Below are 25,336 nucleotides of genomic sequence, written 5' to 3' on the forward strand. Positions count from 1 at the left end.
CGATCGGCCGCTGATTGGCGCAGGTGCCCTGGTTCGTCCGCGCGAACTTGCGCATCCGGTAGGACTTGCGGGTGCCGTCGTCGTGCATGACGGTGATGTAGTCGGCCGAAACCTCCTCCACCACACCGGGCTTCTCGTTGACGACCACGTCGCCGGCGTCGACCGCGGCCCGCAGCTCCATGCCGGTGCCGACCAGCGGCGCCTCGGAACGGATCAGCGGCACGGCCTGACGCTGCATGTTCGCACCCATGAGGGCACGGTTGGCGTCGTCGTGCTCGAGGAACGGAATCATGGCGGTCGCCACCGACACCATCTGGCGCGGCGAGACGTCCATGTAGTCGACCTCGTTCGGGGAGACGTACTCCATCTCCTCGTTGCCGCGGCGGGCCAGGACCCGGTCGTCGACGAAGTGGCCGTTCGCGTCCACCGGCGAGTTCGCCTGGGCGCGGATGTGGCGGTCCTCCTCGTCGGCGGTCAGGTACACGACCTCGTCGGTGACCCGGCCGTTGTCGACCTTGCGGTACGGGGTCTCGATGAACCCGAACGGGTTGACCCGCGCGTACACCGACAGCGAGCCGATCAGGCCGATGTTCGGGCCTTCCGGCGTCTCGATCGGGCACATGCGGCCGTAGTGCGAGGGGTGCACGTCGCGCACTTCCAGGCCGGCGCGCTCACGGGACAGACCACCGGGGCCCAGCGCCGACAGGCGGCGCTTGTGGGTCAGGCCCGACAGCGGGTTGTTCTGGTCCATGAACTGCGACAGCTGCGAGGTGCCGAAGAACTCCTTGATCGCCGCCACGACGGGACGGATGTTGATCAGGGTCTGCGGCGTGATGGCCTCGACGTCCTGGGTGGTCATGCGCTCGCGCACGACGCGTTCCATGCGGGAGAGGCCGACGCGGATCTGGTTCTGGATCAGCTCGCCGACGGTGCGCAGGCGACGGTTGCCGAAGTGGTCGATGTCGTCGACCTCGACCGGGACCTCGACGCCGCCGGGGGCGGTCATGGTCTTGTCGCCCTGGTGCAGGCGGACCAGGTACTCGATGGTGGTGACGATGTCATCGCGGGTCATCACCGAGCCCACGATCGGCTCACCCGGGTTCAGGCCCAGCTTCTTGTTGACCTTGTAGCGGCCGACGCGGGCCAGGTCGTAGCGCTTCTCCTTGAAGAACAGGTTCTCCAGCAGGGTCTGCGCCGACTCCTTGGTCGGCGGCTCACCCGGACGCAGCTTGCGGTAGATGTCCAGCAGCGCCTCGTCCTGGCCGGCGGTGTTGTCCTTCTCCAGGGTCGACATCATGATCTCGGAGAAGCCGAACCGCTCGACGATCTCCTCGGTGGTCATGCCGAGGGCCTTGAGCAGCACGGTGACCGGCTGACGGCGCTTGCGGTCGATGCGCACGCCGACGGTGTCGCGCTTGTCGACATCGAATTCGAGCCACGCCCCGCGGCTCGGGATCACCCGGACGCTGTGCAGCAGCTTCTCGGTGCCCTTGTCGATGGACTCGTCGAAGTACACACCGGGCGAACGCACCAGCTGCGAGACGACTACACGCTCCGTGCCGTTGATGATGAACGTGCCCTTGTCGGTCATCATCGGGAAATCGCCCATGAAGACCGTCTGAGACTTGATCTCACCGGTGTTGTTGTTGATGAACTCCGCGGTGACGAACAGCGGCGCCGCGTAGGTCATGTCCTTGTCCTTGCACTCCTCGATGGAGGCCTTGACCTCTTCGAAGCGCGGATCGGAGAAGGACAGGGACATCGATCCCGAGAAGTCCTCGATCGGCGAGAGCTCCTCGAGCACCTCCTCGAGCCCGCCGACCGGATTGACGTCGCCACGGGCGATCGCCTTCTCCCGCCATTCCGGCGAACCGATCAGCCAGGCGAACGAATCGGTCTGTAGATCGAGAAGACCCGGAACCTCGAGAGGCTCACGGATCTTCGCGAAAGACACCCGCTTCGGGGCTCCGGGGATACCGGCCTTGGTCTGGGTGGAGACTGCCAAGATGCGTCCTTCCAGCACCTCACGCGCGTCGCGTGGTGGTCCCGCGACCGTCGCTTGTCTTTGCTACGAATTCCGCTGGTCACGCCCCGAACGAAACCCGAACAGCAAAAAACGGAAGTAACACCTCGGCGGTGGAACTTTCGTAGTGCGATCAAGGTATGGACAGGAGGCAGCCAGCGCAACGTCCAAACCTACACCCATACAGAGAGGGTGTCAAAGTACCACCCGAGTCGAGTTTCAAACAGTTGGCGCGCCGAACCCGTTTCCGCTGGCTGCGTTCGGGCCCGAAGGCTGCGTCTCAACCGGGGCACTCGACCCTGTGACAGCTGCCGCTGTTGTGAATAGCGTGACTGGTCGGACGGAACTCGTCAAGTGGCGGAGGGGCTCATGCCACCGGCGAGATTGCCTGCGGCGCCGACGAATCAGGCCCTGACCTCAGTTATTCGGGATATCGCTGACCAACCAGCGACCATTCACCTTCTGCATATGGACCACGACCGGGCCCGAGGCGGACTCTTGCGGGGCGCCATCCTTGGTCGAGTTCACAGTCAGGTTCACCAACAACTCGGCGCGATCAGAGGTGAGGAAAGTCACACCGATCGGATCGATCGTCCCCTCGGCCTTGGTCTGTGTCTGCCGCGCCGCGTCGATGGCCGGATCGAGATACTTGTCGGAGTCGGCGAGCGCCTTGCCCGTCAGCTCCTGACGCGCGGTCTCCTTGAACTTGTCGAGATTTTTCGGATCGTAGGAGAACAGCGTGGTCAGCGCGTGCTGTGCCGCGGCCTTCACCTCGTCGGTGGCCTTGTTGTCCACGAAGGCGAGATTGGCATCGCCGACCCCTGGCCGGAAGGCTGCCACCGTGGCGAACGCCCCGAGCAGCACGGCCGCGACGACACATGTCACCGCGACTCGCCAGGTCCGCCACCACGAGCCCGAGCCGCCGGTCTGCTTGCCCCTTCGATCCTTTCGGCGAGCGGAGATCCGACGCAGAACGGGCGTGCGAGCACGGGTGTCAGCGGCGGTGCCGGCGCGCCGGGCGTCGGCCCGGGCCGCAGGTTTGCCGGCCCGAGCGGCCGATCCGGCCGTGGCGGCCGAAGCCTTCCGGCGGGCTCCGGTACCGGGTTGCACATTGGTAGCCGGTCGCCGTTTCGTGGTGATGCGATTGACGGGTTTCCGCGAAGCCATACTCGCCATTCCTTCTATCGACCGGTCCGCGGCGGCTGCTGATCGGCCGGCGGCTGGGCGGGCGCCGGCGGCGCACCGGAATCCAGCGGCACCGCCTTACCCAGGCTCTTCGCCTGTTCGGCCTTCCACGTATCGCCGGCCTCGACCATGTCCAGCGTCCACAGCTGCCGGAAGCTTTCGGGCGGGGTATCGGGGAAGCTGCGGGTCACGCGCAGCACCAGGAAGACCGAGGCATGGTCGCGCTCGCTGTTGAGCGAGGTCAGAGCCACCTCCTCCGGCTTGACGACGACGCGTCCCTTGGACTGGATGGCCTGCTGCTTGATGCGGTCCTGCTCCTTCGTCTGCTCGTCGAGCAGGGAGCCGGTCATCGATGACCGGATATTCGCCAGCGAGCCGTCGACATCGTCCGGATTGATCGACAGCAGATTGATCGCGGCCTGCTGAGCGTCGTTGATGAGCTCATTGCGGGCATCGGTGCGCGGGCCATCGGTGAAGTAGGCGCCCACGACCCAGCGACCGCCGAACCATGCCGCCGCCACGACAGCGACCGCCAGCAGCACCACCGACGCCGCAGTGACCGGGGTCCGCAGCCGCGATGCGGCCGCGGCGGTGTCCCGGGATGCGGCGACGGGGGTCTCAGCGCGCTGGTCGCTGTCACGAAACTCACTCACGCCGACACACCATACTTTTGCTTCCTGAGTGTCATCGCTTGGGTGTCGCGCCCAGCAGGGTGGCCAGCTGAGTGGCGACAGGGTTCAGGTTCAGCTTGTCCGGATCGGACTTGGGCTTGTCGTCCCACGGCTGGGGGACGTTCGGGTCGGCGAGCTCGGCCCGCGCCCCGCCGCGCACATCGGTCGGACTCCCGAACGGCACATCGCATTTCGCGTCGGTATTGAACGGGAAATCGTCGCGGGTGTCGTCGAAGTTCGGATTCTGCGCCTTCATCTCCTGCAGGATGCGCTGGGTGCCCTCGTAGCCCACCGTGCAGGCCGGCGGGTTGTTCGCCTCCAGGACAAGCCCGAAGTGGCTGGTGCCGTCGGCCGATGCGGCCGAGGAACTACCCCACGACAGGATCGGCAACATCTGCAGGAGCGGTTTGAGCGCGTAGTACTTCGGCGAAATGGCCAGCAACAGCAGCCGCAGGTTCGCGAGGTCCTTGGTCAGCGGGTCGGCGCTCTGCTTCAGCAGGTTGTCGATCGCCGCGCCGGCGTCGGTGCCGGTGCCGATCAGCCGGCGAATATCCGGATCGTTCGCCTTCAATTGCGTAGTGAGCTTGTCCAGACCGTCACTGAACTGGCGCACGGCGCTGGACTGGTCGGCCTGCGTGCCCAGGACGGTCCGGGCATCGCGGATCAGATCCACCGTCTGCTGCAACGACTCCACACCCGTCTGGCTGAACTTGTTCAGCGAGTCGACGAGCACGTGCAGGTTGTCGCCCTGACCGTCGAACGCCTTGCCGAGTTCGGTGACGGTCGTGCTCAACGCCTGTAGGTCGGTGGTGCTGGCGAAGCTGTTCACACTGGCCAGCAGATCCTCCACCCGGATCGGCGTCTGGGCTCCGTCGATCACCGAGCCGTCGTGCAGATACGGTCCGCCCGAGGCGGTCGGCTGCAGATCCACGTACTGCTCGCCGATGGCCGACCGGTTGGCTACCACGGCCTTCGCGTTGGCGGGCACCTTCGGCTTACCCGTATCCAGCTCGAGGTCGATCACCACACCGTCGGGCGTGACATCCATGCCGACCACCCGACCCACCGGAACACCCCGGTAGGTCACCTCGGCGCCCTTGGACAGGTTGCCCGTCTCCTTCGCCTTGACCTTCACCTCGTACTGACCGAAGCCGAGCATGTGATCAAGACGGATGTACTTGGCGCCGACGAACACCACGCCGAGCACCGCGATCAGGCCGAACGCGATGAGCTGTATACGTACCAGTCGACTCATCGCGGCGTCACTCCCAACTGATCGAGGATCGCACCGATCGGATTCTGCGGCGCCGGTGGTCCGCCCGCCGGTGGCGGGACCACGGTCGGCGGCAGCGGTAGCAGCGATATCGTCGGCCAACCCGGGCGCGGCCCGTTGCCGTTGTAGTACGGGTTGGTCGGATCCACATTGGGCTGCGGACCCACCGGCGGGATGTACACCGGATCCGGTTTGCCCACACCGAGGTTCGACAGCGTGGTGCCGATCTGCAGATCCACCGACAGCCAAGTGTTCACCGAACCGCCGAAGGTGGATTTGATCGCCTCGTCAGGGAACGGGAAGGTCGGGATCAGCGGGAACGCTGTCACCAGATCCGGTGCGCCGCGGCCGAGTTCCTGCAGGGTGGGCCGCAGCGCCTGCAGATCGCGAATCAGATCGTCCTTGGAGCGATCCAGCACGTCGAATCCGGCCTGGCCCACTCGATCCAGCTGTTTCAGCAGACCGATCAGCTGCGGCCGCTGCTCGTCGAGGATCTTGATACCGGCCGGGAGCTCGTCGAGGACCTTGCCGATCTGCTCGGTCTGCTGGCCCACTCGGCTCGACAGCGTCCCCAATCCGTCCAGAGCTCGCTGAATGTCGTCGACCTGCTTGTTCAACCCGTCGATCAGGGTGTTGGCCTGTTCCAGCAGCGACCGCACCTTGTCCTCGCGACCGGACAACGCCTTGTTCAACTCGACCACGATGGGCTGCAGCTGTGCCACACCACCGCCGTTCAACAGCAGTGACAGCGCACCCAGCACCTGTTCGATCTCGGTGGCGTGCCGGGTCCGGTCGACCGGGATGACCGCCCCATCCTTCAGCGTTTCGGGCGCGGCGTCCTGGGTGGGAGCGGACAATTCGATGAATTTCTCACCCAGCAGATTGGACTGCTTGACCTCGGCGCGGGCGTTGGCCGGCAGTTTCACCGACGAATTCACCACGGTGTGCACGCTGGCGGTCCAGCCGTCGGGTGCCACGTCGATCTTGTCGACCCGGCCCACCGGTACGCCCTCCACCTTGACCGCCGACTGCGGCACCAGATCCAGCACATCGTCGAAGCGGATGTCGATGTGCAGCGGGTGGTCCCCGGTGTCGGCGCCGCCCGGCAGCGGGATGCTGTAGACGCCGTCGGAGGCACACGAGGTCACCAGCGTCGTGGACAGCCCGACCACGATGGCCGCGACGAAAGCCCGGGCGGCCCTTCGCGATGCTCTCATCGCTGTCCCCCTTCTTCCTGCGAGGGCGGCTGCCGGTCCGACGGCGTGCCGGGCACGCTGCCGGGCGCCGGGGTGCGCTGGATGTTGTCGCCGGACAGGATGCCGAACGGCAGCACCAGCGTGGGGGTCTTCACGCCCGCCGTGATCTGGTCGGTGATCTCCTTGCAGTGATCCAGGACCGGTCGCAGCTGGCGGCCGATCGCATCGAACTTCGGATCGCCCGGGCGCAGCTTGCTCAGGTCCAGCATCTTGCAGACCGCGCCGAACGGATCCTGCAGCTCCGGGAAGTTCGCCCGCATGTCCAGGGTGCCCGATTCGCCGTTGTGGGCGTTGATCAGGTTGTTCAGCGCCAGCGTGATCACAGGCAGCGCGTTGGCCAGATCGCCGCGCTGATCGGCCAGCGTCTGGGTGAGCGTGGTCAGCGACTCGGCGTTACCGGCGATCCGATCGTTGTTGTCGTCGACGAACCGGGCCACATCGCCCAGTGCGATCGACAACAGGTTGAGCGCCTGACCCAGATTTTGTCGCTCATCGGCCAGAAATCCGGACAGGTCGGCCAGCTGGGTGTTGAACTGTCGCACCTGGGCGTCGTTCTCGGCGAGGGTGCGCACGAAGACCTGCAAATTCTTGATGGTGTCGAAGATGTCGCCACGCGCATCACCCAGCGTCCGCGCCGCATGCGAGAGCTGGGTCAGGCTGTTCTTCAGCGCATCGCCGTTGCCCGCCAGATTCGCCGCCGAGGTGCGCACGAGTTCGTTGACCGCGCCGTCCTTGTTGGCACCGTTGGGACCCAACGCCTCCGACAGCTGCGAGATGCTCCGATAGAGCCGATCGACCTCCACCGGGGTGGCAGTGCGCTCCTTCGGAATGGTGGCATTGCGTCCCATCTTCGGCCCGCCCTTGTACACCGGGGTGAGCTGGATGTAGCGGTCCGACACCACCGAAGGGGTGATCTGGGCGGCCTTCGCATCGGCCGGAATGTCGTAGCTCCGGTCCACGCTCATGGTGACCTTCACCTGATCACCCATCGGTTCGACCGAATCCACCGACCCGACCGGCACGCCGAGGATGCGCACGTCCGAGCCCTCGTAGATACCGATCGACTTGTCGAAATACGCGGTGATCTTGGTGGTATTGAGATTATCGAACAGCCACCACAGCACGCTCACGAGCAGAACCGCCGCGGCCGTGCCCAGTGCGATGAGAACCTTTGTGCCGCGGCTGGATTCGCGCAGCGCGGTGAGTGGATCCCGGTGAGCGGCTTCCATCAGCGGCCTCCCAGCGTCCGAATCGGCGGGCGATCGCCCGGGACATCCGGCAGCGCCGGCGGGGTCAGATTCACGATCACGGCGTCGAACCAACGTCCGTTCCCCAGCACATTGGCATACAGGCCGTAGAACGGCGCGGCCAGCGTCAATGTCTTGGAGATGTCCTGCTGGTGGTCGTTCAACATGTCGATCGACTTCTTCAGATTGGTCAGCGCCGGACCGATCTGCTGCTCGTTGTCGTGCACCAATGCGGTCAATTCGGCAGCAACCGTTTTGGCACCGGTCAGCAACTGGTGGATGTAGCGCTGCCGATCGTTCAGCTCGGCCAGCAGCTGACCGCCGTTGGCGAGCAGCTTCTCGAATTCGGCATTGCGGTCGGCCAGCACCTTCGATGTCTTGTTGGTCGCGGCGAACAGCTGTTTGAGCTGCTCGTCCCGCTTGGCCAGGGTTTCCGACAGCCGCGCCACGCCGTCGATCGAGCCGCGGATCTCCGGCGGCGTCCCGGAGAACGCATCCGACAGCACCCGGAAGCTGGTGGCCAGCTGGGCGGTGTCGGTCCCCTCGATCTGCTTGGCGGCGTCACTGAAGGCGTCCACCACGTCGTAGGGAGATACCGTGCGCGACAACGGAATTCGCTTGGACGGATCGGCCGCGTGCGCCCCCTTCGGATCCAGCGCCAGATATTTCTGCCCGAGCAGGGTCTTGATCTGGATGGAGGCGGTGGTCTGATCGCCGATCCAGGCGTCCTTGGTGCGGAAGTCGACCAGCACCCGATCGCCGTCGAGCCGCACACTCGACACATCGCCGACCTTCACCCCGGCGATGCGCACCTCGTTGCCCTTCTTCAGCCCGGCGGCCTCGGAGAACTCCGCGGTGTATTTGGTGCCCGCCCCGAGCAGCGGCAGCTTGTCCACCGAGAAGGCCGACACGGTGATCAGCAGCACCATGAACAGTCCCAGCGCGCCCATGAATGCGGGGCTGCGCTTGCCGAACAGGGTCCGATCCTCCATCAGCGACCACCCTTCCCGTGGCAACGCGGCGCGGGATTGGTGTAGAGGGGCTGGTTCACCGTCGGCAGGTCGGACGCGACATTCAGCTGCGGCGTCTGCTGCGGATCACCCGGTCCGGCGACGATATCGATACCGCACAGATAGAACTGGAACCAGGAGCCGTAGCTGGCCGCCCGGCCCAACTTCTCCAACTTGATCGGCAGATTCGTCAGCGCCTCGTTGACCTCGTCCGAACGCGAATTCAATTCGCCGGTCAGCTGATTCAGACCCGCGATGGACCCCTGCAGGGTCGGCCGGGTGGGGACCAGCAGGTCCGAGGTTGCCGAGGCCAGATTGCCCAGCGACTGTACCGCCGAGCCGATGGTGCCGCGCTCGGCGTTCAGGCCGCTGACCAGCGCCTCGGTATTGACGATCAGATCGTTGAGCTGCCCATCGCGCGAATTGACCGCATCCAGGATGGCATTCAGATTCTTCACGATCTCACCGATCACCGCGTCCTTGTCGGCAATCTTGTTCGTCAGGCTCGCGGTATTGGCGACGAGGTCCCTGATCGTGCCGGACTCGCCCTGGAACACCTGAATGATCTCGTAGGACAGCTTGTTGACGTCGTCGGCGCTCAATGTCTGGAACAGCGGACGGAAGCCGTTGAACAGCGTGGTGAGATTCAGCGCGGGCCGGGTGCGATCCAAGGGGATCGTGGCGCCCGGGTTCAGCTTTCGGCCCTGCTGACCGGTGCCCTGCTCCAGCGCGATATAGCGCTGGCCCACCAGGTTGCGGTAGCGGATGGTGGCGGTGGTCGAGGCCGGTAGCCAGTCGCGGTCGTTGAGCTGGAAGGTCACCTCCGCCTGGTTGCGGTCGACGACGGCCACCTTGGTCACCTTGCCCACCCGCACACCGGCGATGCGGATCTCATCGCCCGGATTCAGCGACGTCACATCGGAGAACCGGGCCTTGAAGGAACTCCCCCCGCCGGTGTAATTGGCGATGGTCAGCCCCAGCATCGCGGTCGCGAGCAGCGTCACCACGACGAAGATCAGCAGTTTGGTCAGCGGCCCACCCAGGCCGCGCAGTCGCCCGTTCATCGCACACTCACCTCACTTCCGCGCAGTGCCGGCGCCGCGATCCGGCTGATCCAGCCCGGCACCTTGTCCGGTGACTCACCGCTGGCCGCACCCAGCACCGCGCCGACGGCGCGCTGTTCGGCCGGCGAGCCTGCGAGCGTCGGGGTATCGGCACCGTAGACCGAGAACTGGGCCCGCGGCAGTTCGCCGAGGGTCTGATCGCCGGGGTTCCGGCTGGGCACCGGGTAGGAGCCGTCGTTGAAGGCGCCTCCCGGGTAATCGCCGGGGTCCACGCCCGGCGGCAGTTCGTGGAAACACTGCGGTCCCCGGGTGTCGCGCCAGCGCGGCTCGTCCTGGTTGGGCAGATAGCGGCCACGAGTGTTGGTCTGCTGAATCGTCACACGCGAACCGGGCAGATCGGTGTCCTTGCCGAAGATCTTGTCGATACGCGGCTTGATCGCGGCGAAGTTCTGCAGCGCACAGGCGTAGCTGGGCGAGTAGGTGGCCAGCAGTTCCAGCGCCTCCCGCGAATCGGCGGCCACATCGATGATGTTGTCGTGGTTGGCCACCAGGAAATCGGCGGTCCGTGAAGAGCTCGGTGTCAGCACCGAATACAGGGTGTCGATCTGCGACCGCTTCTGCACAATCGTGGCGTTGGTGGTGCGCAGATTGTCGAAGGCGTCGACCAACTGCGGCAGCGCATCGGAGTAAGTGTCGGCGACCTGCGCGAAACTACGCAGATCTTCTTGCAACGTGGGCATGACATCGTTGATGTCCCGGAAGATCCGATCGAGCCGGTGGATGGTGTTGCCCAGCTCCTCGCCCTGGCCCCCGAGCGCCTGCGACAGCGCACCCAGGGTGGAGGCCAGGTACTGCGGCGGAATCGCCTGCAGCAGCGGCATCACACTGTCCAGCAGCTGGCTGACCTCGACCGCATTGCCGCTGGCGTCCTGATGCAGCGTCATCCCGGCCTTCAGATATTGGCCGCTGGGCTGCTGGGGCCACACCAGATCGACGTAGCGCTCACCGAACAGCGTCTTGGGCAACAGGCGCGCGGTGACATTGGACGGGATCTCATCGGCCTTGTCCGGCGAGATGGCCAGGTGCAGTGTCACCTTGCCGCCCGCGGATTCGCTGGACCGCACCTCGCCGACGGTCACACCGCGCACCTTCACATCGGCCTTGCGGGTCAACGCATTTCCGACGGAGTCGGTGATCAGATCGACCTTGACCACCTTGACCCACACCTTGTTGTAGGCCGCGATCGTGGTCGACAGGAACAGCGCCAAGACGACGAAGAACAGCACACCGAGGGTCCGCTTACGCAGCTTCTCGGTCGATCTCCATACCTGCACCCCGTTCATCCGGCCACCCTGACTGTCGTCGTCGTGCCCCAAATGGCAAGGCTGAGGAAGAAATCGAGGATGTTGATCAGAACGATCGAAGCACGCACCGCCCGGCCCACGGCCACGCCGACCCCGGCGGGACCGCCCGTGGCGGTGTATCCGTAATAGCAGTGGATCAAGATGATCACAAATGCGAAGACGAGCACCTTGAGGAACGAATAGAGCACGTCCTCGGGTGGCAGGAACAGACTGAAATAGTGGTCGTAGGAGCCGGTCGACTGTCCGTTGAACCACACACTGATCTGCCGGGATGCCAGGAAGGTGCCCAGCAGGCCCACGATGTAGAGCGGGATCACCGCCACGAAGCCCGCGATCACGCGGGTGGTCACCAGGAACGGCACGCCGGGCACCGCCATCACCTCGAGCGCGTCGATCTCCTCCGAGATCCGCATCGCGCCCAGCTGCGCGGTGAAACCACAGCCGACCGTCGCCGACAACGCCAGCGCAGCCACCAGCGGCGCCAGCTCACGAGTGTTGATGTACCCGGTCAGGAAGCCGGTGAGCACCGAGGAACCCAGCGCGTCGAGGGCCTTGAAACCCTGCAGGCCGACGACCACACCGACCGAGGCCGACATCATCACGACCACGCCGATCGTGCCGCCGATCACCGCCAGCGCACCCGAGCCGAAGGTCACCTCGGCCAGCAGCCGCATGACCTCCTTGCGGAAGTGCACGATCGTGCGGGGAATCCAGGCGATCGCCTTGGAGTAGAACGACATCTGATCGCCGGCGCGATCGATGACGTTCACGGGCGCGCGCAGGGCATTGCCGAGGCGGCGCAGGGCGGGAGAACGCTGTGCGACAACCATGCTCAGGATCCCTTGGCCGGAACGACCTGCAGGTACACCAACGTCAGCACGAGGTTGACGAAGAAGAGCACCAGGAAGGTGATCACCACGGACTGGTTCACCGCGTCACCCACTCCTTTCGGGCCCCCCTTCGGATGCAGACCCTTGTACGCGGCGATCACACCCGCGAGCAGGCCGAAGATGGCCGCCTTGATCTCACCGATCCACAGGTCGGGCAGCTGGGCCAGGGCCGAGAACGAGGCCAGGTAGGCGCCCGGGGTACCGCCCTGCAGCAGCACGTTGAAGCCGTAGCCGCCACAGATGCCGACCACCGCCACCAGCCCGTTGAGCAGCAGCGCGACCAGCATCATGCCCAGCACGCGCGGCACCACCAGCCGCTGCACCGGGTCGATGCCCAGCACCTCCATCGCGTCGATCTCCTCGCGGATGGTGCGCGAGCCCAGATCCGCGGCGACCGCCGATCCGGCCGCGCCGGCGATGATGAGCGCGGTGACGATGGGAGCAGCCTGCTGGACGGTAGCCAGCACGCTGGTAGCGCCGGTGAAAGCCTCGGCGCCCAACTGCTTGATCAGTGAACCGGTCTGCAACGCCACCACGGCGCCGAACGGGATTGCCACCAGCGACGCGGGAAGAATCGAAACACTCGCAATGAACCACGACTGCTCGATGAACTCACGCCACTGGAAAGGTCGGCGGAATGTCTTACGCGCTACGTCGAGTAATAGCGCGAAGATATTGCCGGCCTGTGCAAAACCCGACTCGACCGGGGTGCGCAGCCGTGCCAGGGTTTGATTCACGGTCGAGGATGTTACCCGTTAGTTGTGTTGTGTCGCACGGTGGTGTCGTACGCGCCGCCCTGGTATTCCGGAGCATTGCCGGTATAGGCGGGCAGAACTTGTGTATCGCCGTTCTGCTCCATGGATTCTCGGATCGCCACCTGCGCCGCGTGCGGCAGTGTGTGCATGATCTCGAGGACCCGGCTGCGACGGCGTTCCACCGCCTGGCGCACCGGCATGCCGGGGGTGGCCTTCATCTGCGGAATGATGCCCTCGACCTCGTCGGTGCCGTTGTCGTAGTGGCCGGCGTCGGCGAGCGCCTGCTCGCGCGCCATCTGGGCCTCGTCCTTCTCCTCCGACATGCCGATCGGGCCGACCATGCGGCCGTTGAGGAACTGTTTGACCACCGGCTCCTCCGAGGTCAGCAGCACCTCGCGCGGACCGAACATGACCAGCTGGCGGCGGAACAGCATGCCGATGTTGTCGGGCACGGTCCGGGCCAGGTTGATGTTGTGGGTCACGATCAGGATCGTGGCGTCGATCTGGGCGTTGATGTCGATCAGCAGCTGCGACAGGTAGGTGGTGCGGACCGGGTCCAGACCCGAGTCCGGCTCGTCGACGAGGATGATCTGCGGGTCCAGCACCAGCGCGCGGGCCAGACCGGCACGCTTGCGCATACCGCCGGAGATCTCGCCGGGCAGCTTGTTCTCCGCGCCGAGCAGACCGGTCAGCTCGAGCTTCTCCATGACGATCTTCTTGATCTCGGATTCGCTCTTCTTGGTGTGCTCGCGCAGCGGGAAGGCCACGTTGTCGAACAAATTCATCGAACCGAACAGCGCGCCGTCCTGGAACAGCACGCCGAACAGCTTGCGGATCTCGTAGAGCTCCTTGTTCGAGCAGGTGGTGATGTCGGTGCCGTCGACGAAGATGCTGCCGCGCTCGGGGCGCAGCAGGCCGATCAGCGACTTCAGGAAGACGGACTTACCGGTACCGGACGGGCCGAGCAGAGCGCTGACTTCCCCCGGAGGCAGGGTCAGGGTGACATCCTGCCAAATTCGCTGCGAACCGAAAGACTTCGTGACAGCTTCGGTCCTGACCTCGACGCCCACGCCAACCTCCACAATTTCTTCGACGAGCGCCCAGGGGGCCGCGTCACTGCATATTTCAGCGCCGGTGTGACGCGTCACACTGGGTGCGGCCACTGTAGCGCATGCCGCTGGCGCAGCACACCCTACCTGACTCGTCGGTAGAAAACTCGGTATGCGATCCTGCGCGCAAACACGAAAAAGGGCGGCCCCCGCGGGGACCGCCCTTTTCGAGCAGATTTTTACTGCAAATTACTTCACGGAGACCTTGGCGCCGGCCTCTTCCAGCTTGACCTTGGCGGCGTCGGCGGCGTCCTTGGCGACCTTCTCCAGGATCGGCTTCGGGGCACCCTCGACCAGGTCCTTGGCCTCCTTCAGGCCCAGGCCGGACACGATCTCGCGGACGACCTTGATGACCTGGATCTTCTTGTCGCCGGCACCCTCGAGGATGACGTCGAACTCGTCCTGCTCCTCGGCGGCCTCGGCCGGGGCGGCACCGGCGGCGCCACCGACAGCGGCGACGGCGACCGGAGCGGCGGCGGTGACCTCGAACTTCTCCTCGAACTTCTTCACGAAGTCCGACAGCTCGAGCAGGGTCATGTTGCCGATGGTCTCGAGCAGCTCGTCAACGTTGGCCATTGTGTTTCCTTTCGATATGAGGCTTCATCCCGCGGGGACGGGAAAAGTATTGGTATTTCGACTTATTCGGCGTCCGCGGCAGGAGCGGCCTCGCCGCCCTCGCGCTTCTTGTCTTCCAGCGCGGCGAACAGGCGAGCGACCTGGCCGGCGGGCGCGGCGAACAGCCCGGCCGCCTTGTACAGGTTGCCCTTCATGGCGCCGGCCAGCTTGGCCAGCAGCACCTCGCGGGACTCCAGGTCGGCGATCCGCTCGACCTCGGACACGGACAGCGGAGCGCCGTCCATGTAGCCGCCCTTGATGATCAGGGCCTTGTTGTCCTTGGCGAAGGTCTTGAGCGCCTTCGCGGCGTCGACCGGCTCACCGGTGATGAAGGTGATCGCGGTCGGACCGACGAACAAGTCATCCAGGCCTTCCACGCCCGCCTCGGCGGCGGCGCGCTTGACCAGGGTGTTCTTGGCGACGGAGTAGGTGGCGTTCTCGCCCAGGGCACGGCGCAGCTCGGTGAGCTTGCCGACCGACAGGCCACGGTATTCCGTGATCACGGTGGCGGTGGAGCCCTTGAACTGCTCGGCGATCTCCTCGACCGCGTCGACCTTCCAGGTCTTTGCCATACTTCGCCTCCTCTCTGGATGGGTCGGTGTGTGTACATCCCGTCCACTACCGACCCGCAGGAGGGGCCCGGCGACAAAGCAAACGCCCCGGACGCAGGTCGTCCCGGGGCGCACAAGAAAATTCGCGCGAGTGATCTCGCACAGTTTTCCCGACCTCGGCTCTCCCTGCGTGGGCCGCCGGCAATATCGCCGGACCTTCGACTGCCTCGCGGCAGCGACCAACGGTCTTCGGTAGAACGATGGGGGTGATCGCCGAACTGGCCGACGACCGTTGTTCAGGATAGCGGACCATCGCCCATCTACCAAAACGGGGCCCTGCGGCTTCGCCACAGGGAATGAGGAGAGCACGACCGCAGGAACAAAAGGAGGGGCACGGCAGCAGGAACAAGAGAAGCGCACCCTCGGGTCTTCCCGGGAACGTCCCTCCGTTCTCGGCCCGCCTCTTCTTCGAGAACGTCCTCCCCTCCCCCGGGCGCGCGCTTCCTATTTCCTGATTTCCTGAACGCGGCCCCTCACTTCTCGGACGCGGCGGCTGTCTCATTTCCCGAACGCGGCGGCTGTCTCATTTCCCGGACACGGTGGCTGTCTCATTTCCCGGACGCGGCTCCCTCAGTCTCCGGACGCGGCTCCCTCAGTCCCCGGACGCGGCTCCCTCAGTCCCCGGACGCGGCGACTCCCTTATTCCCGGCGCGCTTTTTGCGCCGGGACCCTACGAAACACGAAGGGCCGGTACGAAATTCGTACCGGCCCTTTGCGGACTACTTGCTACGCGTCCTCTTCGGTGAGGTTGCGGGTGCGGTTCGGGTCCACCGGGATGCCCGGGCCGGTGTTCGTCGAAATCGTCACCTTCTTGACGTAGCGGCCCTTCGCGGTCGAGGGCTTGAGGCGCAGGATCTCGTCCAGGGCGGCGCCGTAGTTCTCCACCAGCTTCTTGTCCTCGAAGGAGGCCTTGCCGATCACGAAGTGCAGGTTGGCCTGCTTGTCGACGCGGAAGTTGATCTTGCCGCCCTTGATGTCGTTGACGGCCTTGGTCACATCGGTGGTGACCGTGCCCGTCTTCGGGTTCGGCATCAGGCCGCGGGGGCCCAGCACGCGCGCGATGCGGCCGACCTTGGCCATCTGGTCCGGGGTGGCGATCGCGGCGTCGAAATCGAGCCAGCCGCCCTGGATGCGCTCGATCAGGTCCTCGGCGCCCACGGCGTCCGCACCGGCGGCCTCGGCCTCGGCGGCCTTCTCACCGGCGGCGAACACGATGACGCGGGCGGTCTTACCGGTGCCGTGCGGCAGGTTCACGGTGCCGCGGACCATCTGATCGGCCTTGCGGGGGTCGACACCCAGGCGAACGGCGACCTCGACGGTCGCGTCGGTCTTCTTGGTGGAGGTCTCCTTCGCCAGCCGCGCGGCGGTCAGCGGGGAGTACAGCTGAGAGCGGTCGACCTTGGCGGCCGCCTCGAGATAAGCCTTGCTTCGTTTTGCCATGTTTCTCTGTCCTTGTCTGAGTCAGATGTGGTGCGGGACTGGCCGTCCCTCCCACGAAGGGTCGAAACCCTTACTCGGCGACGGTGATACCCATCGAGCGAGCGGTGCCCGCGATGATCTTCGCCGCGGCGTCGATGTCGTTGGCGTTCAGGTCTTCCTGCTTGGTCTTGGCGATCTCGCGGATCTGATCCATGGTGACCTGGGCGACCTTGTTGCGGTGCGGCTCGGCCGAACCCTTCTGCACACCGGCGGCCTTGAGCAGCAGCTTGGCGGCGGGCGGAGTCTTCAGCTTGAAGTCGAACGAGCGGTCTTCGTAGACCGTGATCTCGACCGGGATGACGTTGCCACGCTGCGACTCGGTCGCGGCGTTGTACGCCTTGCAGAACTCCATGATGTTGACGCCGTGCTGACCCAGCGCGGGACCCACCGGCGGGGCGGGGTTCGCCTGGCCGGCCTGGATCTGGAGCTTGATGAGCCCAGCGACCTTCTTCTTCTTGGGGGGCATCTTTCTTCCTTGGTTTAGGTTCCTTACGGATTCCCGTAAGCCTTCTCCGGGGCTTGCACCCGACCCGCTTGGCGACAGTCAAGCGTGGGCACAGGCACAACCCGTCAAGTTTATGCGAACGCGAAAAAGGCGGTGGCACCGGCCCGGATGAGCGAACCGGACCACCGCCCCTGACGCGACTAAATCTTGGCGACCTGCGTGAACGCCAACTCGACCGGGGTCTCGCGACCGAAGATCGACACCAGCACCTTGAGCTTCTGCTGCTCGGCGTTGACCTCGGAGATGCTGGCCGGCAGGGTCGCGAACGGGCCGTCCATGACGGTGACCGACTCGCCGACCTCGAAGTCGACCTCGATGGTCGGCTTGGGCGCGACCTCGGTGGCGGTCTCGGCGGCGGCGGTGCTCGCGGCGGCCGCGGGCTTCTTCTGCTGCTGCTCGGCCGGCACCAGGAACTTCACCACGTCATCGATCGACAGCGGCGAGGGCCGGGAGGTGGCACCGACGAATCCGGTGACGCCGGGGGTGTTGCGCACCGCGCCCCACGACTCGTCGTTGAGGTCCATGCGCACCAGGATGTAGCCCGGCAGCACCTTGCGCTGCACGTTCTTGCGCTGGCCGTTCTTGATCTCGGTGACCTGTTCGGTGGGCACCTCGACCTGGAAGATGTAGTCCTCGAGGCCCAGGTTCTGCACGCGGGTCTCAAGGTTGGCCTTCACCTTGTTCTCGTAGCCGGCGTAGGAGTGCACGACATACCAGTCGCCAGGGGCGCGCCGCAGCGCGGCCTTCATCTCCGCGACCGGGTCGGAGGGTGCATCGGCGGGCTCGGTGCTCGATGCGGGCTCAGTGCTCGATGCGGCCTCCGCGGTCGGCGCGGAGTCCTCGACGGTCGTCTCGGCGGTGGTCTCTTCCACCGCGTCCTCGACCGGGAACTCGTCGTGTGTGCCGTTCTCCGGGGTGCTCACTGGGCACTCGCTTCCTGTGTCGTCACTAACTTCCTCTGCGTGCCGGATATCGCATCCGGCGGATGGCACCGTCCTCGTGTGGCGGGGGACGGTTACCGGCGCCGACGGTCAGCTAGCCGAACAGCCAGTTGACACCCTTGATGAACGCCAGATCCGACCCGGAGATGAACGCGACCATGAAGATCACGAACACCAAGACCACGCTCGTATAGGTGACCATCTGCTTGCGGTTGGGCCAGATCACCTTGCGCAGTTCCGCGATTACCTCACGCAGGAACTTCACCAGGCGCTTGAACGGATTTCCCGCACCGCGGCCTGCCTTCTTGTCGACCGGCTCGGACGCCTTGCGCGTTGCCGAATCGGTCCGAGAGCCAGAGGTCCGCTCGATGGTGGCGATCGAACCCGTATCGCTCCGCGAGGAGGTGGCCCGAGCCCGACGCGCCGACCGCTTGCCACTCGGTCGACTCACCGCGGCGGTGCCATCGTCATCGGCCGCATGCGAGCCGTGGCGAGTGTCCCGCTCGTCGCTCACGTCGATACCTCTCTCCGTCGCTGGCATCCAGTGCAGGGGCGACAGGACTTGAACCTGCAACCTGCGGTTTTGGAGACCGCTGCTCTGCCAATTGAGCTACGCCCCTTCGGCTGGACGTCTGTAGGTTTATCCAGCACCGTTCTATTCGATTGTGTTCCGGTTGTCACACAACACGCGCGCCGCTCCGGCGGTATGCCGGCCCCGGCGGTTACCCGCCTGGAACCAGCCCCTTCAGAGCAGCGCGCAGCGGCTGGTGACCCCAGAGTCCCGAGTGTACGTTACCGCCCCGTCGGATCGCCAATCCGGGTCCGATTCCGCCGGTCAGGACAGTTGCACGGTGGCGGTCGCCCGCCCGAAGATCCTGCGGCCCTCGGACTTTGCGGTGATCGCGACGACGGCCGTGCGGGTCTCGGGATCCATCGACTTCACCTTGCCGGTGTACTCGATTTCGGCCGGCGCGTCCGCGGGCACGTACACCATGCTGGTGAAGCGGACGTTGTACTCCTTGACCGCGCCCGGATCGCCCAGCCACGAGGTGATGAAGCCGCCGCCCAGGCCCATGGTGAGCATGCCGTGCGCGACCACGTTGTCCAGCCCGACCCGCTTGACGACCTCGTCGCTCCAGTGGATCGGATTCGGATCGCCGGAGACACCGGCGTAGTTCACCAGATCCCCACGCGTCAGCTGGACGATGCGGGGCGGCAGCTCATCGCCCTCGGAGACGTCGTCGAAGCTGAGCGCGCGCTTGCCCGGCTCGATCTCGGGGGCGGTCACGGCCAAGGGCTCGGCGGTCAGCGGCAGGGTGCGCGGGCGGTGCTCGGGCGCCGCCATGCCACCCTGCATCAGCACATTGCGGGCGATATCGCGCAGATTCGGATCGATGTCGGCGCCGCTGCGGCCGGCCAGGGTGGTGTAGGTGGTCATGACCAACTCGTCGCGCGAGGTGACGATGTTCTTGGTGACGATCATGTCCGCGCCGCCCGGCGCCTGACGGAACGAGTGCAGGTAGACGTCGCAGACCAGCTGATCGCCGACCTTGATGGGGCGGTGGAACTCCAGGGTCTGGTCGGCCTGCATGATCTGGCTCAGGTCGTACCCGGTGACGACCTTCTCGAAGAGCTTGCTCTGGGCCAGGATTCCGACCAGGGAGATGAAGGTCAGCGGCGCCAGAAGGCTGTCGTAACCGTACTCGTGGGCGACGTCTTCGTCCCAGTGCAGCGGGTGGTAGTCCTGCACCGCACGCGCATATTCGCGCACCTTCTCGCGGCCGACCTCGTAGTAGTCGTCGACGCGGTAGTGGTGCCCGACCATGGATGCCGCATGGGCCGCCGGGTCGAATCCCTCGGCGGTGGTATCGATCTCGACTTCGGTACCGGTGTTGATTGTCACGGAAGGCTGATCCCTATCTGACCCCGCTACCGGGAGTCGGCGGAGCGCTCACTACCGCACTTACACCAAGTGCCGGAGCGGGTGGACACCTGCTCCGGCACATTACCTACGCGGCAGCTTGCACGCGTGGTGAAGTTAGCGAGATTCGCGATGCGCCCGGTGGGTACCGCAGTTCGGGCAGAACTTCTTCAGCTCGAGGCGGTCCGGGTCGTTACGCCGGTTCTTCTTGGTGATGTAGTTGCGGTGCTTGCACTGCTCGCAGGCCAAGGTGATCTTTGGCCGGACATCGGTGGACTTCGCGGCCACGATATGCCTTCTTTCCGGTCAACCTAGGAGGGTTAATCAGTATGGGTAGCGATGGCCGGACTCGAACCGGCGACACAACGATTATGAGTCGTTTGCTCTACCACCTGAGCTACACCGCCATCACACGGTATTGCTCGGTGCCACCGCCCGGCCCATGGAGTGCCGAGTTGGTCACCACCGGCAATCCGGCGAGCCCCCTAACGGAATCGAACCGTTGACCTTTTCCTTACCATGGAAACGCTCTGCCGACTGAGCTAAGGGGGCATGGCTCTCCTCGCTCCGAGCGGCGATCTCTCGCACCCGGGGCGCCGAAGCCTTGAACGAGGTTACACATAGTGTGCGCAATGCTCCAAACCGTGTGGTCAAGGAGCGTTTCGGACCGGCGCCGGCGCGCCGGATGCGGGGATGTGAGAGGCCGCTGACGCGGATCGGAAGGTCGTTGCCACGCCCCCAGGGACGGAGTGATCGCGGAACAAACAAGAGCGAAGGGCCCTCACGGAACACTCCGTGAGGGCCCTTCGAGGGTGGCGGATGAAGGATTCGAACCTCCGTAGCTTGCGCGGCTGATTTACAGTCAGCTCCCTTTGGCCGCTCGGGCAATCCGCCTCGTCACGCCGTTACGGCGCGCTGAGCAGAATACAACGACCCCCGGTCCTGGATGCAAACCGGCTGGCCACGGGGTGGATGCCGGGTCGACTCCCGCGCGCCGGGCGACTAGCGTCGGTCGGCCGGGGTAGAAATTCTGCTGTAACTCGGGCCGTGAGACAGGAGCACAGTGTGGCCGATTCGTCATTCGATATCGTCAGCAAGGTCGATCGCCAGGAGGTCGACAATGCCCTGAACCAGGCGGCGAAGGAGCTGAACACCCGCTACGACTTCCGCGGCACCGGTGCGAGCATCGAATGGTCCGGTACCGACAAGATCGTGTTGTCGGCGGAGTCGCAGGACCGGGTCAAGGCCGCGTTGGAGGTGTTCAAGGAGAAGCTGATTCGCCGCGACATCTCACTCAAGGCGTTCGAGGCCGGCGAGCCGCAGGCCTCCGGAAAGGTGCACAAGATCACAGGCACCGTCAAGGAGGGCATCTCCACCGAAACTGCGAAGAAGATCGCGAAAAAGATCCGCGACGAGGGCCCCAAGGGCGTGAAGGCCCAGATCCAGGGCGACGAACTGCGGGTCAGCAGCAAGAAGCGCGACGAGCTCCAGGCCGTCATCGCGCTGTTGAAGAGCAGCGACTTCGACGTCGCGTTGCAGTTCGTGAACTATCGATAGTTCCGCGGCCCGCCGGCCATCTGTTCCAGGCGGGCGATGCGGTCGGCCATCGGGGGGTGGGTGGAGAACCAGCGGGCCATCCGGTCGCCCGTGCGGAACGGGTTGGCGATCATCAGGTGGGACTGGGAGGTCAGCTGCGGTTCGGGCGGCAGCGGGGCCACCTGGGTGCCGCGTTCGAGTTTGCGCAGCGCCGAGGCCAAGGCCAAGGGGTCGCCGGTGAGGGCGGCCCCGTCCTGGTCGGCCTGATATTCCCGCGAGCGCGAGACGGCCAGTTTGATCACGGTGGCGGCGATCGGCCCGAGCAGCGAAACCAGCAGGACGCCGAGAATATTCGGGCCCTCACCGTCGCGGTTGCCACCGAAGGCGCTGGCGAAGAAGGCCAGGTTGGCCAGCCCGGAAATCACCGCGGCCATCGCACCCGCGACCGACGAGATCAGAATGTCGCGGTTGTAGACGTGCGACAGCTCATGTCCCAGCACGGCGCGCAATTCCCGCTCGTCGAGAATCTGCAGGATGCCGCTGGTACAGCAGACCGCCGCATGCCGCGGATTGCGGCCGGTGGCGAACGCATTCGGGGCGTTGGTCGGGCTGATGTAGAGCCGAGGCATGGGCTGACGCGCCGCGGTCGCCAGCTCGCGCACGATCTTGTACATGACCGGCGCCTCCAGCTCGGAGACCGGCTGCGCATGCATCGCCTTGAGCGCGAGCTTGTCGCTGTTGAAGTAGGCGTAGGCATTCATGCCCACGGCCAGCAGAATCGCGATCAGCAAGATGGTGGGATTGCGGAACATGGCCCCGGCGAACACGATCAGCGCCGACAGCCCCACCATCAGCCCGAAGGTCTTCAACCCGTTCGAAAACCCATGCGAGTGCATAGTGTGGTGATCCCGCCTCTCTGACCCACCTCGATGGCTCAATTGCGTTACACCAGGTCAACGATAGAAGGCGAGAACGAGTTCCTCGGTGAAATGTGAGCTTCGCGGGGTTTACGGTCAGCCGACGCGTTCGATGGTGTAGCGGACGAGGCGCTCGAGGGCCTCGTTGGCCGGGCCCGGCGGGAGGGCGGACAGTTCGGCGTGGGCCAGGTCGGCGTAGCCGTGCAGCTTCTCCTTGGCCAGCACCATGCCGCGCGAGCGCGACAGCAGCTCCAGCGCCTCGGCCACCTCCTCGTCGGAGTCGAGCGGCCGGGACAGCAGCTTGCGCAGCCGGTCCCCCTCGGCGCCCTCGTCGCGCAGCGCGTACAGCACCGGCAGGGTGTGCACGCCCTCGCGCAGGTCGGTGCCCGGCGTCTTGCCGGACTGCTCGGACACCGAGGAGATGTCGATGATGTCGTCGGAGATCTGGAAGGCGGTGCCGACGGCGTCGCCCAGCCGGGCGAGCCGCTCGACGTGCTCGGGACCCGCACCGGAGAAGGTGCCGCCGAAGCGACCCGAGGCGGCGATCAGCGAGCCGGTCTTCTCCCACACCACCCGCAGGTAGTGCTCGACCGGATCCTGGGATTGCTTGGCGCCCAAGGTTTCCCGCATCTGCCCGGTGACCAGTTCGGCGAAGGTCTCGGCGATGATGCGGACCGCGTCGGGGCCCAGGGTGGACACCAGCCGGGAGGCGTGCGCGAACAGGTAGTCACCGGCCAGGATGGCAATGCTGTTGCCCCAGCGCGAATTCACACTGGGCGCGCCGCGGCGCATGGTCGCCTCGTCCATCACGTCGTCGTGGTACAGCGTGGCCAGATGCACCAACTCGACGACGGTGCCGGCGGTGATCAGATCCGGATCGGTCGGACGCGGGCCCAGCTGGCCGGTGAGGATGGTGAACAGCGGACGAAAACGCTTGCCGCCGGCCCGGGCCAGATGCAGCGCCGCCTCCTGGAGAAATTCCTCCCCGTCGGACAGCTCGCTGATCAGTAGCTTCTCGACCTCCTCCAGGCCGTTGCGCACCGTCGAAGCGAGCTCGGGGTCGCCCAGATCTACCCCGGCAACCACGGTGCCGTCGGAGCTCACAGCCGATGTGCTCATCTCTTCTCCCAATGCCGCGTCCAACCCCACACCGAAGAACCTAGCGTGTCGTCTGCCGAACCCCCATGAACACCGTCACTGTGGGAGGAATCAGACACCTCATCGACACCTCTCGCGCGGTGCTGCAAGTATTGACTCCATGGTTGCACCGGATGCCACCCCTGCGCGCGGCCGCACCGCGGAGGCGCTGCCCGCCCACGCCGAGGTGCTCGTGGTGGGCGCGGGTCCGGCGGGTTCGGCGGCGGCCGCATGGGCGGCGCGCGCGGGCCGTGATGTCCTGCTCACCGATGCCGCGGTGTTCCCGCGCGACAAGACCTGCGGCGACGGACTGACCCCGCGGGCGACCGCGGAGCTGGAACAGCTCGGACTGGGCGACTGGGTGCGGGCGCATACGGTCAACCGCGGCCTGCGGATGACCGGATTCGGTCGCGAGGCATTGCTCACCTGGCCGGACGGCTCGTTCCCCACCTACGGCAGCGCCGTCCCCCGCATCGAGCTCGACGAGAAGTTGCGCGAGACGGCGGTGGCATGGGGCGCCCGCATGGTCGAGGGCGCGCGGGTGGTGGAGGTGGCCCGCGACGGGGACCGCGTCACCGGCGTCACCGTGCGCACCGACGGCGGGGTGCACGAGATCGGTTGCCGCATCTTGATCGTGGCCGACGGAGTGCGCTCGCCGGTGGGAAAGCTGCTGGGACGCACCTGGCATCGACGGTACGCGTACGGGGTGGCGGCCCGCGCCTACATCGCCTCGGACCGCAGCGACGACGAGTGGATCACCTCCCATCTGGAGCTGCGCGACGCCGACGGCGCCCTGGTGCCCGGTTACGGCTGGGTGTTCCCGCTGGGCAACGGCGAGGTGAATATCGGCGTGGGTTCGCTGGCGACCGAGCGGCGCCCCTCGCACGTCTCCTTGAAACCGCTGCTGCAGCATTATGTTTCGCTGCGACGGCCGGAATGGGGATTCGAGGGCGAGGCCCGGGCGGTGGCCTCGGCGCTGCTGCCGATGGGTGGTGCGGTCTCGAATATCAGCGGCCGGAACTGGGTGCTGGTGGGCGACGCCGCCGGCTGTGTGAATCCGCTCAACGGCGAGGGCATCGACTACGGCTTGGAGGGCGGGCATCTGCTGGCCGGGCTGCTCGACGAGCCCGACCTGACCACGCTGTGGCCGGATCTGCTGCGGGCCCGCTACGGGCGCACGTACTCGGTGGCGCGGCGCATCGCCGGGCTGGCCACCCACCCGCGCATGGTCCCCACCGGCGGGCCGCCGGTGATGCGTTCGAAGTTCCTGCAGCGCACCGCGGTTCGCGTGATGGGCAACCTGGTCACCGAGGAGGACGCCGACCTGGTCGCCCGGGCCTGGCGGGCCGCGGGCCGGGCATCGATGCGGTTCGACGACCTCCCCCCGTTCACCTGATGGACGCGCGGTCGGTGCCCGAGTACCTGCTCCCGCATCTGCGGCGGGCGCGGGATCTGGCCGACCGCAACTATGCCGAACCGCTGGATCTGGACGGGCTGGCCGCGGCGGCCGGGGTGTCGAAGTATCACTTCCTGCGGTGTTTCGCGGCCACCTACGGGAAGACGCCCGCGCTGTATCTGGCCGAGCGCCGCATCGAGCGTGCCCAGGATCTGCTGCGCGCCACCAACGTCACCGTCACCGAGGCGTGCATGCTGGTCGGCTACACCAGCCTGGGCTCGTTCAGCCGCAAGTTCACCGAGTTGGTGGGCATGTCGCCGTCGGCGTACCAGGCGAAGTTCGCCGCCGAGGGCGCGCCGCACATTCCGGGCTGCTTCGTCTTCATGCACGGGCTGTCCGACCGCAAGAGCTCCCAGTGACCTCCGTCATCC

The 25,336-nt window shown here is 65.8% G+C and carries 25 protein-coding genes and 4 tRNA genes; 3 read left to right on the top strand and 26 right to left on the bottom strand.

Translation table 11 applies throughout. The features are described 5' to 3' along the window. The 24 genes from IU452_RS34825 to IU452_RS34940 form a co-directional block, all read right to left on the bottom strand. On the bottom strand, positions 1-2,023 hold a 2,023-nt coding region (locus IU452_RS34825), incomplete at its 3' end, for a DNA-directed RNA polymerase subunit beta (protein ID WP_195113518.1). 417 nt (positions 2,024-2,440) lie between these two features. Beyond that, on the bottom strand, positions 2,441-2,887 hold the full coding sequence (locus tag IU452_RS38730; RefSeq protein ID WP_228819274.1) for a hypothetical protein: 447 nt from the start codon (positions 2,885-2,887) through the stop codon (positions 2,441-2,443). A 317-nt stretch (positions 2,888-3,204) separates the two neighbouring features. Continuing rightward, positions 3,205-3,861 carry a hypothetical protein gene (locus IU452_RS34835; RefSeq protein ID WP_195113520.1) on the bottom strand — a complete coding sequence of 219 codons (657 nt, stop codon included), beginning with the start codon at positions 3,859-3,861 and terminating at the stop codon, positions 3,205-3,207. A gap of 31 nt (positions 3,862-3,892) precedes the next feature. Then, positions 3,893-5,134 carry an MlaD family protein gene (locus IU452_RS34840; RefSeq protein ID WP_195113521.1) on the bottom strand — a complete coding sequence of 414 codons (1,242 nt, stop codon included), beginning with the start codon at positions 5,132-5,134 and terminating at the stop codon, positions 3,893-3,895. Further along, positions 5,131-6,369 carry an MCE family protein gene (locus IU452_RS34845; protein ID WP_195113522.1) on the bottom strand — a complete coding sequence of 413 codons (1,239 nt, stop codon included), beginning with the start codon at positions 6,367-6,369 and terminating at the stop codon, positions 5,131-5,133. The genes IU452_RS34840 and IU452_RS34845 overlap by 4 nt, the downstream gene beginning before the upstream one ends. Then, positions 6,366-7,637: an MCE family protein gene (locus tag IU452_RS34850; RefSeq protein WP_195113523.1), complete on the bottom strand. Its 1,272-nt coding sequence runs from the start codon at positions 7,635-7,637 to the stop codon at positions 6,366-6,368. The genes IU452_RS34845 and IU452_RS34850 overlap by 4 nt, the downstream gene beginning before the upstream one ends. Continuing rightward, a complete protein-coding gene (locus IU452_RS34855; RefSeq protein ID WP_195113524.1) occupies positions 7,637-8,647 on the bottom strand; it encodes an MCE family protein in 1,011 nt (336 codons plus the stop codon). Before IU452_RS34855 ends, IU452_RS34850 begins: the two co-directional genes overlap by 1 nt. Next, positions 8,647-9,729: an MCE family protein gene (locus tag IU452_RS34860; protein WP_228819275.1), complete on the bottom strand. Its 1,083-nt coding sequence runs from the start codon at positions 9,727-9,729 to the stop codon at positions 8,647-8,649. The genes IU452_RS34855 and IU452_RS34860 overlap by 1 nt, the downstream gene beginning before the upstream one ends. Continuing rightward, complete coding sequence (locus IU452_RS34865) at positions 9,726-11,072, bottom strand: MCE family protein (RefSeq protein ID WP_195113525.1); 1,347 nt, start codon at positions 11,070-11,072, stop codon at positions 9,726-9,728. The genes IU452_RS34860 and IU452_RS34865 overlap by 4 nt, the downstream gene beginning before the upstream one ends. Next, complete coding sequence (locus tag IU452_RS34870) at positions 11,069-11,923, bottom strand: MlaE family ABC transporter permease (RefSeq protein ID WP_195113526.1); 855 nt, start codon at positions 11,921-11,923, stop codon at positions 11,069-11,071. The genes IU452_RS34865 and IU452_RS34870 overlap by 4 nt, the downstream gene beginning before the upstream one ends. Positions 11,924-11,925: 2 nt before the next feature. Further along, a complete protein-coding gene (locus tag IU452_RS34875; RefSeq protein WP_195113527.1) occupies positions 11,926-12,720 on the bottom strand; it encodes an MlaE family ABC transporter permease in 795 nt (264 codons plus the stop codon). Between the two features lie 11 nt (positions 12,721-12,731). After that, the gene (locus tag IU452_RS34880) at positions 12,732-13,808 is read right to left on the bottom strand and encodes an ABC transporter ATP-binding protein (protein ID WP_195113528.1); all 1,077 of its coding nucleotides are present in this window, start codon (positions 13,806-13,808) and stop codon (positions 12,732-12,734) included. A 228-nt stretch (positions 13,809-14,036) separates the two neighbouring features. Beyond that, positions 14,037-14,423: a 50S ribosomal protein L7/L12 gene (gene rplL, locus IU452_RS34885; protein ID WP_195113529.1), complete on the bottom strand. Its 387-nt coding sequence runs from the start codon at positions 14,421-14,423 to the stop codon at positions 14,037-14,039. 62 nt (positions 14,424-14,485) lie between these two features. Beyond that, on the bottom strand, positions 14,486-15,034 hold the full coding sequence (gene rplJ / locus IU452_RS34890) for a 50S ribosomal protein L10 (RefSeq protein ID WP_195113530.1): 549 nt from the start codon (positions 15,032-15,034) through the stop codon (positions 14,486-14,488). A gap of 765 nt (positions 15,035-15,799) precedes the next feature. Continuing rightward, positions 15,800-16,513: a 50S ribosomal protein L1 gene (gene rplA / locus IU452_RS34895; protein ID WP_195113531.1), complete on the bottom strand. Its 714-nt coding sequence runs from the start codon at positions 16,511-16,513 to the stop codon at positions 15,800-15,802. A gap of 70 nt (positions 16,514-16,583) precedes the next feature. Beyond that, the gene (gene rplK, locus IU452_RS34900) at positions 16,584-17,018 is read right to left on the bottom strand and encodes a 50S ribosomal protein L11 (RefSeq protein WP_195113532.1); all 435 of its coding nucleotides are present in this window, start codon (positions 17,016-17,018) and stop codon (positions 16,584-16,586) included. A gap of 179 nt (positions 17,019-17,197) precedes the next feature. Next, positions 17,198-17,980 (bottom strand): transcription termination/antitermination protein NusG, encoded by a 783-nt coding sequence (nusG, locus tag IU452_RS34905; RefSeq protein ID WP_195113533.1) that lies wholly within the window; start codon positions 17,978-17,980, stop codon positions 17,198-17,200. 112 nt (positions 17,981-18,092) lie between these two features. Beyond that, entirely contained in the window at positions 18,093-18,512 is a 420-nt protein-coding gene (secE, locus tag IU452_RS34910) for a preprotein translocase subunit SecE (protein ID WP_324192998.1), read from the bottom strand. Between the two features lie 33 nt (positions 18,513-18,545). Next, positions 18,546-18,618 (bottom strand) — tRNA-Trp (locus IU452_RS34915). Positions 18,619-18,833: 215 nt separating this feature from the next. Then, positions 18,834-19,895 carry a fused (3R)-hydroxyacyl-ACP dehydratase subunits HadA/HadB gene (locus IU452_RS34920; RefSeq protein WP_416382398.1) on the bottom strand — a complete coding sequence of 354 codons (1,062 nt, stop codon included), beginning with the start codon at positions 19,893-19,895 and terminating at the stop codon, positions 18,834-18,836. 141 nt (positions 19,896-20,036) lie between these two features. Further along, entirely contained in the window at positions 20,037-20,207 is a 171-nt protein-coding gene (gene rpmG, locus IU452_RS34925; RefSeq protein WP_011211653.1) for a 50S ribosomal protein L33, read from the bottom strand. Between the two features lie 46 nt (positions 20,208-20,253). Further along, positions 20,254-20,326 (bottom strand) — tRNA-Met (locus IU452_RS34930). Between the two features lie 72 nt (positions 20,327-20,398). After that, a tRNA-Thr gene (locus tag IU452_RS34935) sits at positions 20,399-20,471 on the bottom strand. A gap of 261 nt (positions 20,472-20,732) precedes the next feature. Continuing rightward, positions 20,733-20,813, bottom strand: a tRNA-Tyr gene (locus tag IU452_RS34940). A 171-nt stretch (positions 20,814-20,984) separates the two neighbouring features. On the opposite strand from IU452_RS34940, the gene IU452_RS34945 reads away from it, so the two are divergent. Continuing rightward, the gene (locus IU452_RS34945; RefSeq protein ID WP_195113535.1) at positions 20,985-21,476 is read left to right on the top strand and encodes a YajQ family cyclic di-GMP-binding protein; all 492 of its coding nucleotides are present in this window, start codon (positions 20,985-20,987) and stop codon (positions 21,474-21,476) included. Here IU452_RS34945 and htpX read toward each other — a convergent pair. After that, on the bottom strand, positions 21,467-22,351 hold the full coding sequence (htpX, locus tag IU452_RS34950) for a zinc metalloprotease HtpX (protein ID WP_195113536.1): 885 nt from the start codon (positions 22,349-22,351) through the stop codon (positions 21,467-21,469). The two genes, IU452_RS34945 and htpX, sit on opposite strands and share 10 nt — an antisense overlap. A gap of 117 nt (positions 22,352-22,468) precedes the next feature. After that, on the bottom strand, positions 22,469-23,491 hold the full coding sequence (locus tag IU452_RS34955; protein ID WP_228819276.1) for a polyprenyl synthetase family protein: 1,023 nt from the start codon (positions 23,489-23,491) through the stop codon (positions 22,469-22,471). 139 nt (positions 23,492-23,630) lie between these two features. Here IU452_RS34955 and IU452_RS34960 point away from each other — a divergent pair, with 139 nt between their 5' ends. Both IU452_RS34960 and IU452_RS34965 read left to right on the top strand, forming a co-directional pair. Beyond that, positions 23,631-24,905 (top strand): geranylgeranyl reductase family protein, encoded by a 1,275-nt coding sequence (locus IU452_RS34960; protein ID WP_195113537.1) that lies wholly within the window; start codon positions 23,631-23,633, stop codon positions 24,903-24,905. Beyond that, positions 24,905-25,324 (top strand): helix-turn-helix domain-containing protein, encoded by a 420-nt coding sequence (locus tag IU452_RS34965; RefSeq protein WP_195113538.1) that lies wholly within the window; start codon positions 24,905-24,907, stop codon positions 25,322-25,324. The genes IU452_RS34960 and IU452_RS34965 overlap by 1 nt, the downstream gene beginning before the upstream one ends. The last annotated feature ends 12 nt before the right edge of the window (positions 25,325-25,336 follow it).

Source organism: Nocardia transvalensis (assembly GCF_015477765.1).
Lineage (GTDB): Bacteria > Actinomycetota > Actinomycetes > Mycobacteriales > Mycobacteriaceae > Nocardia > Nocardia transvalensis_A.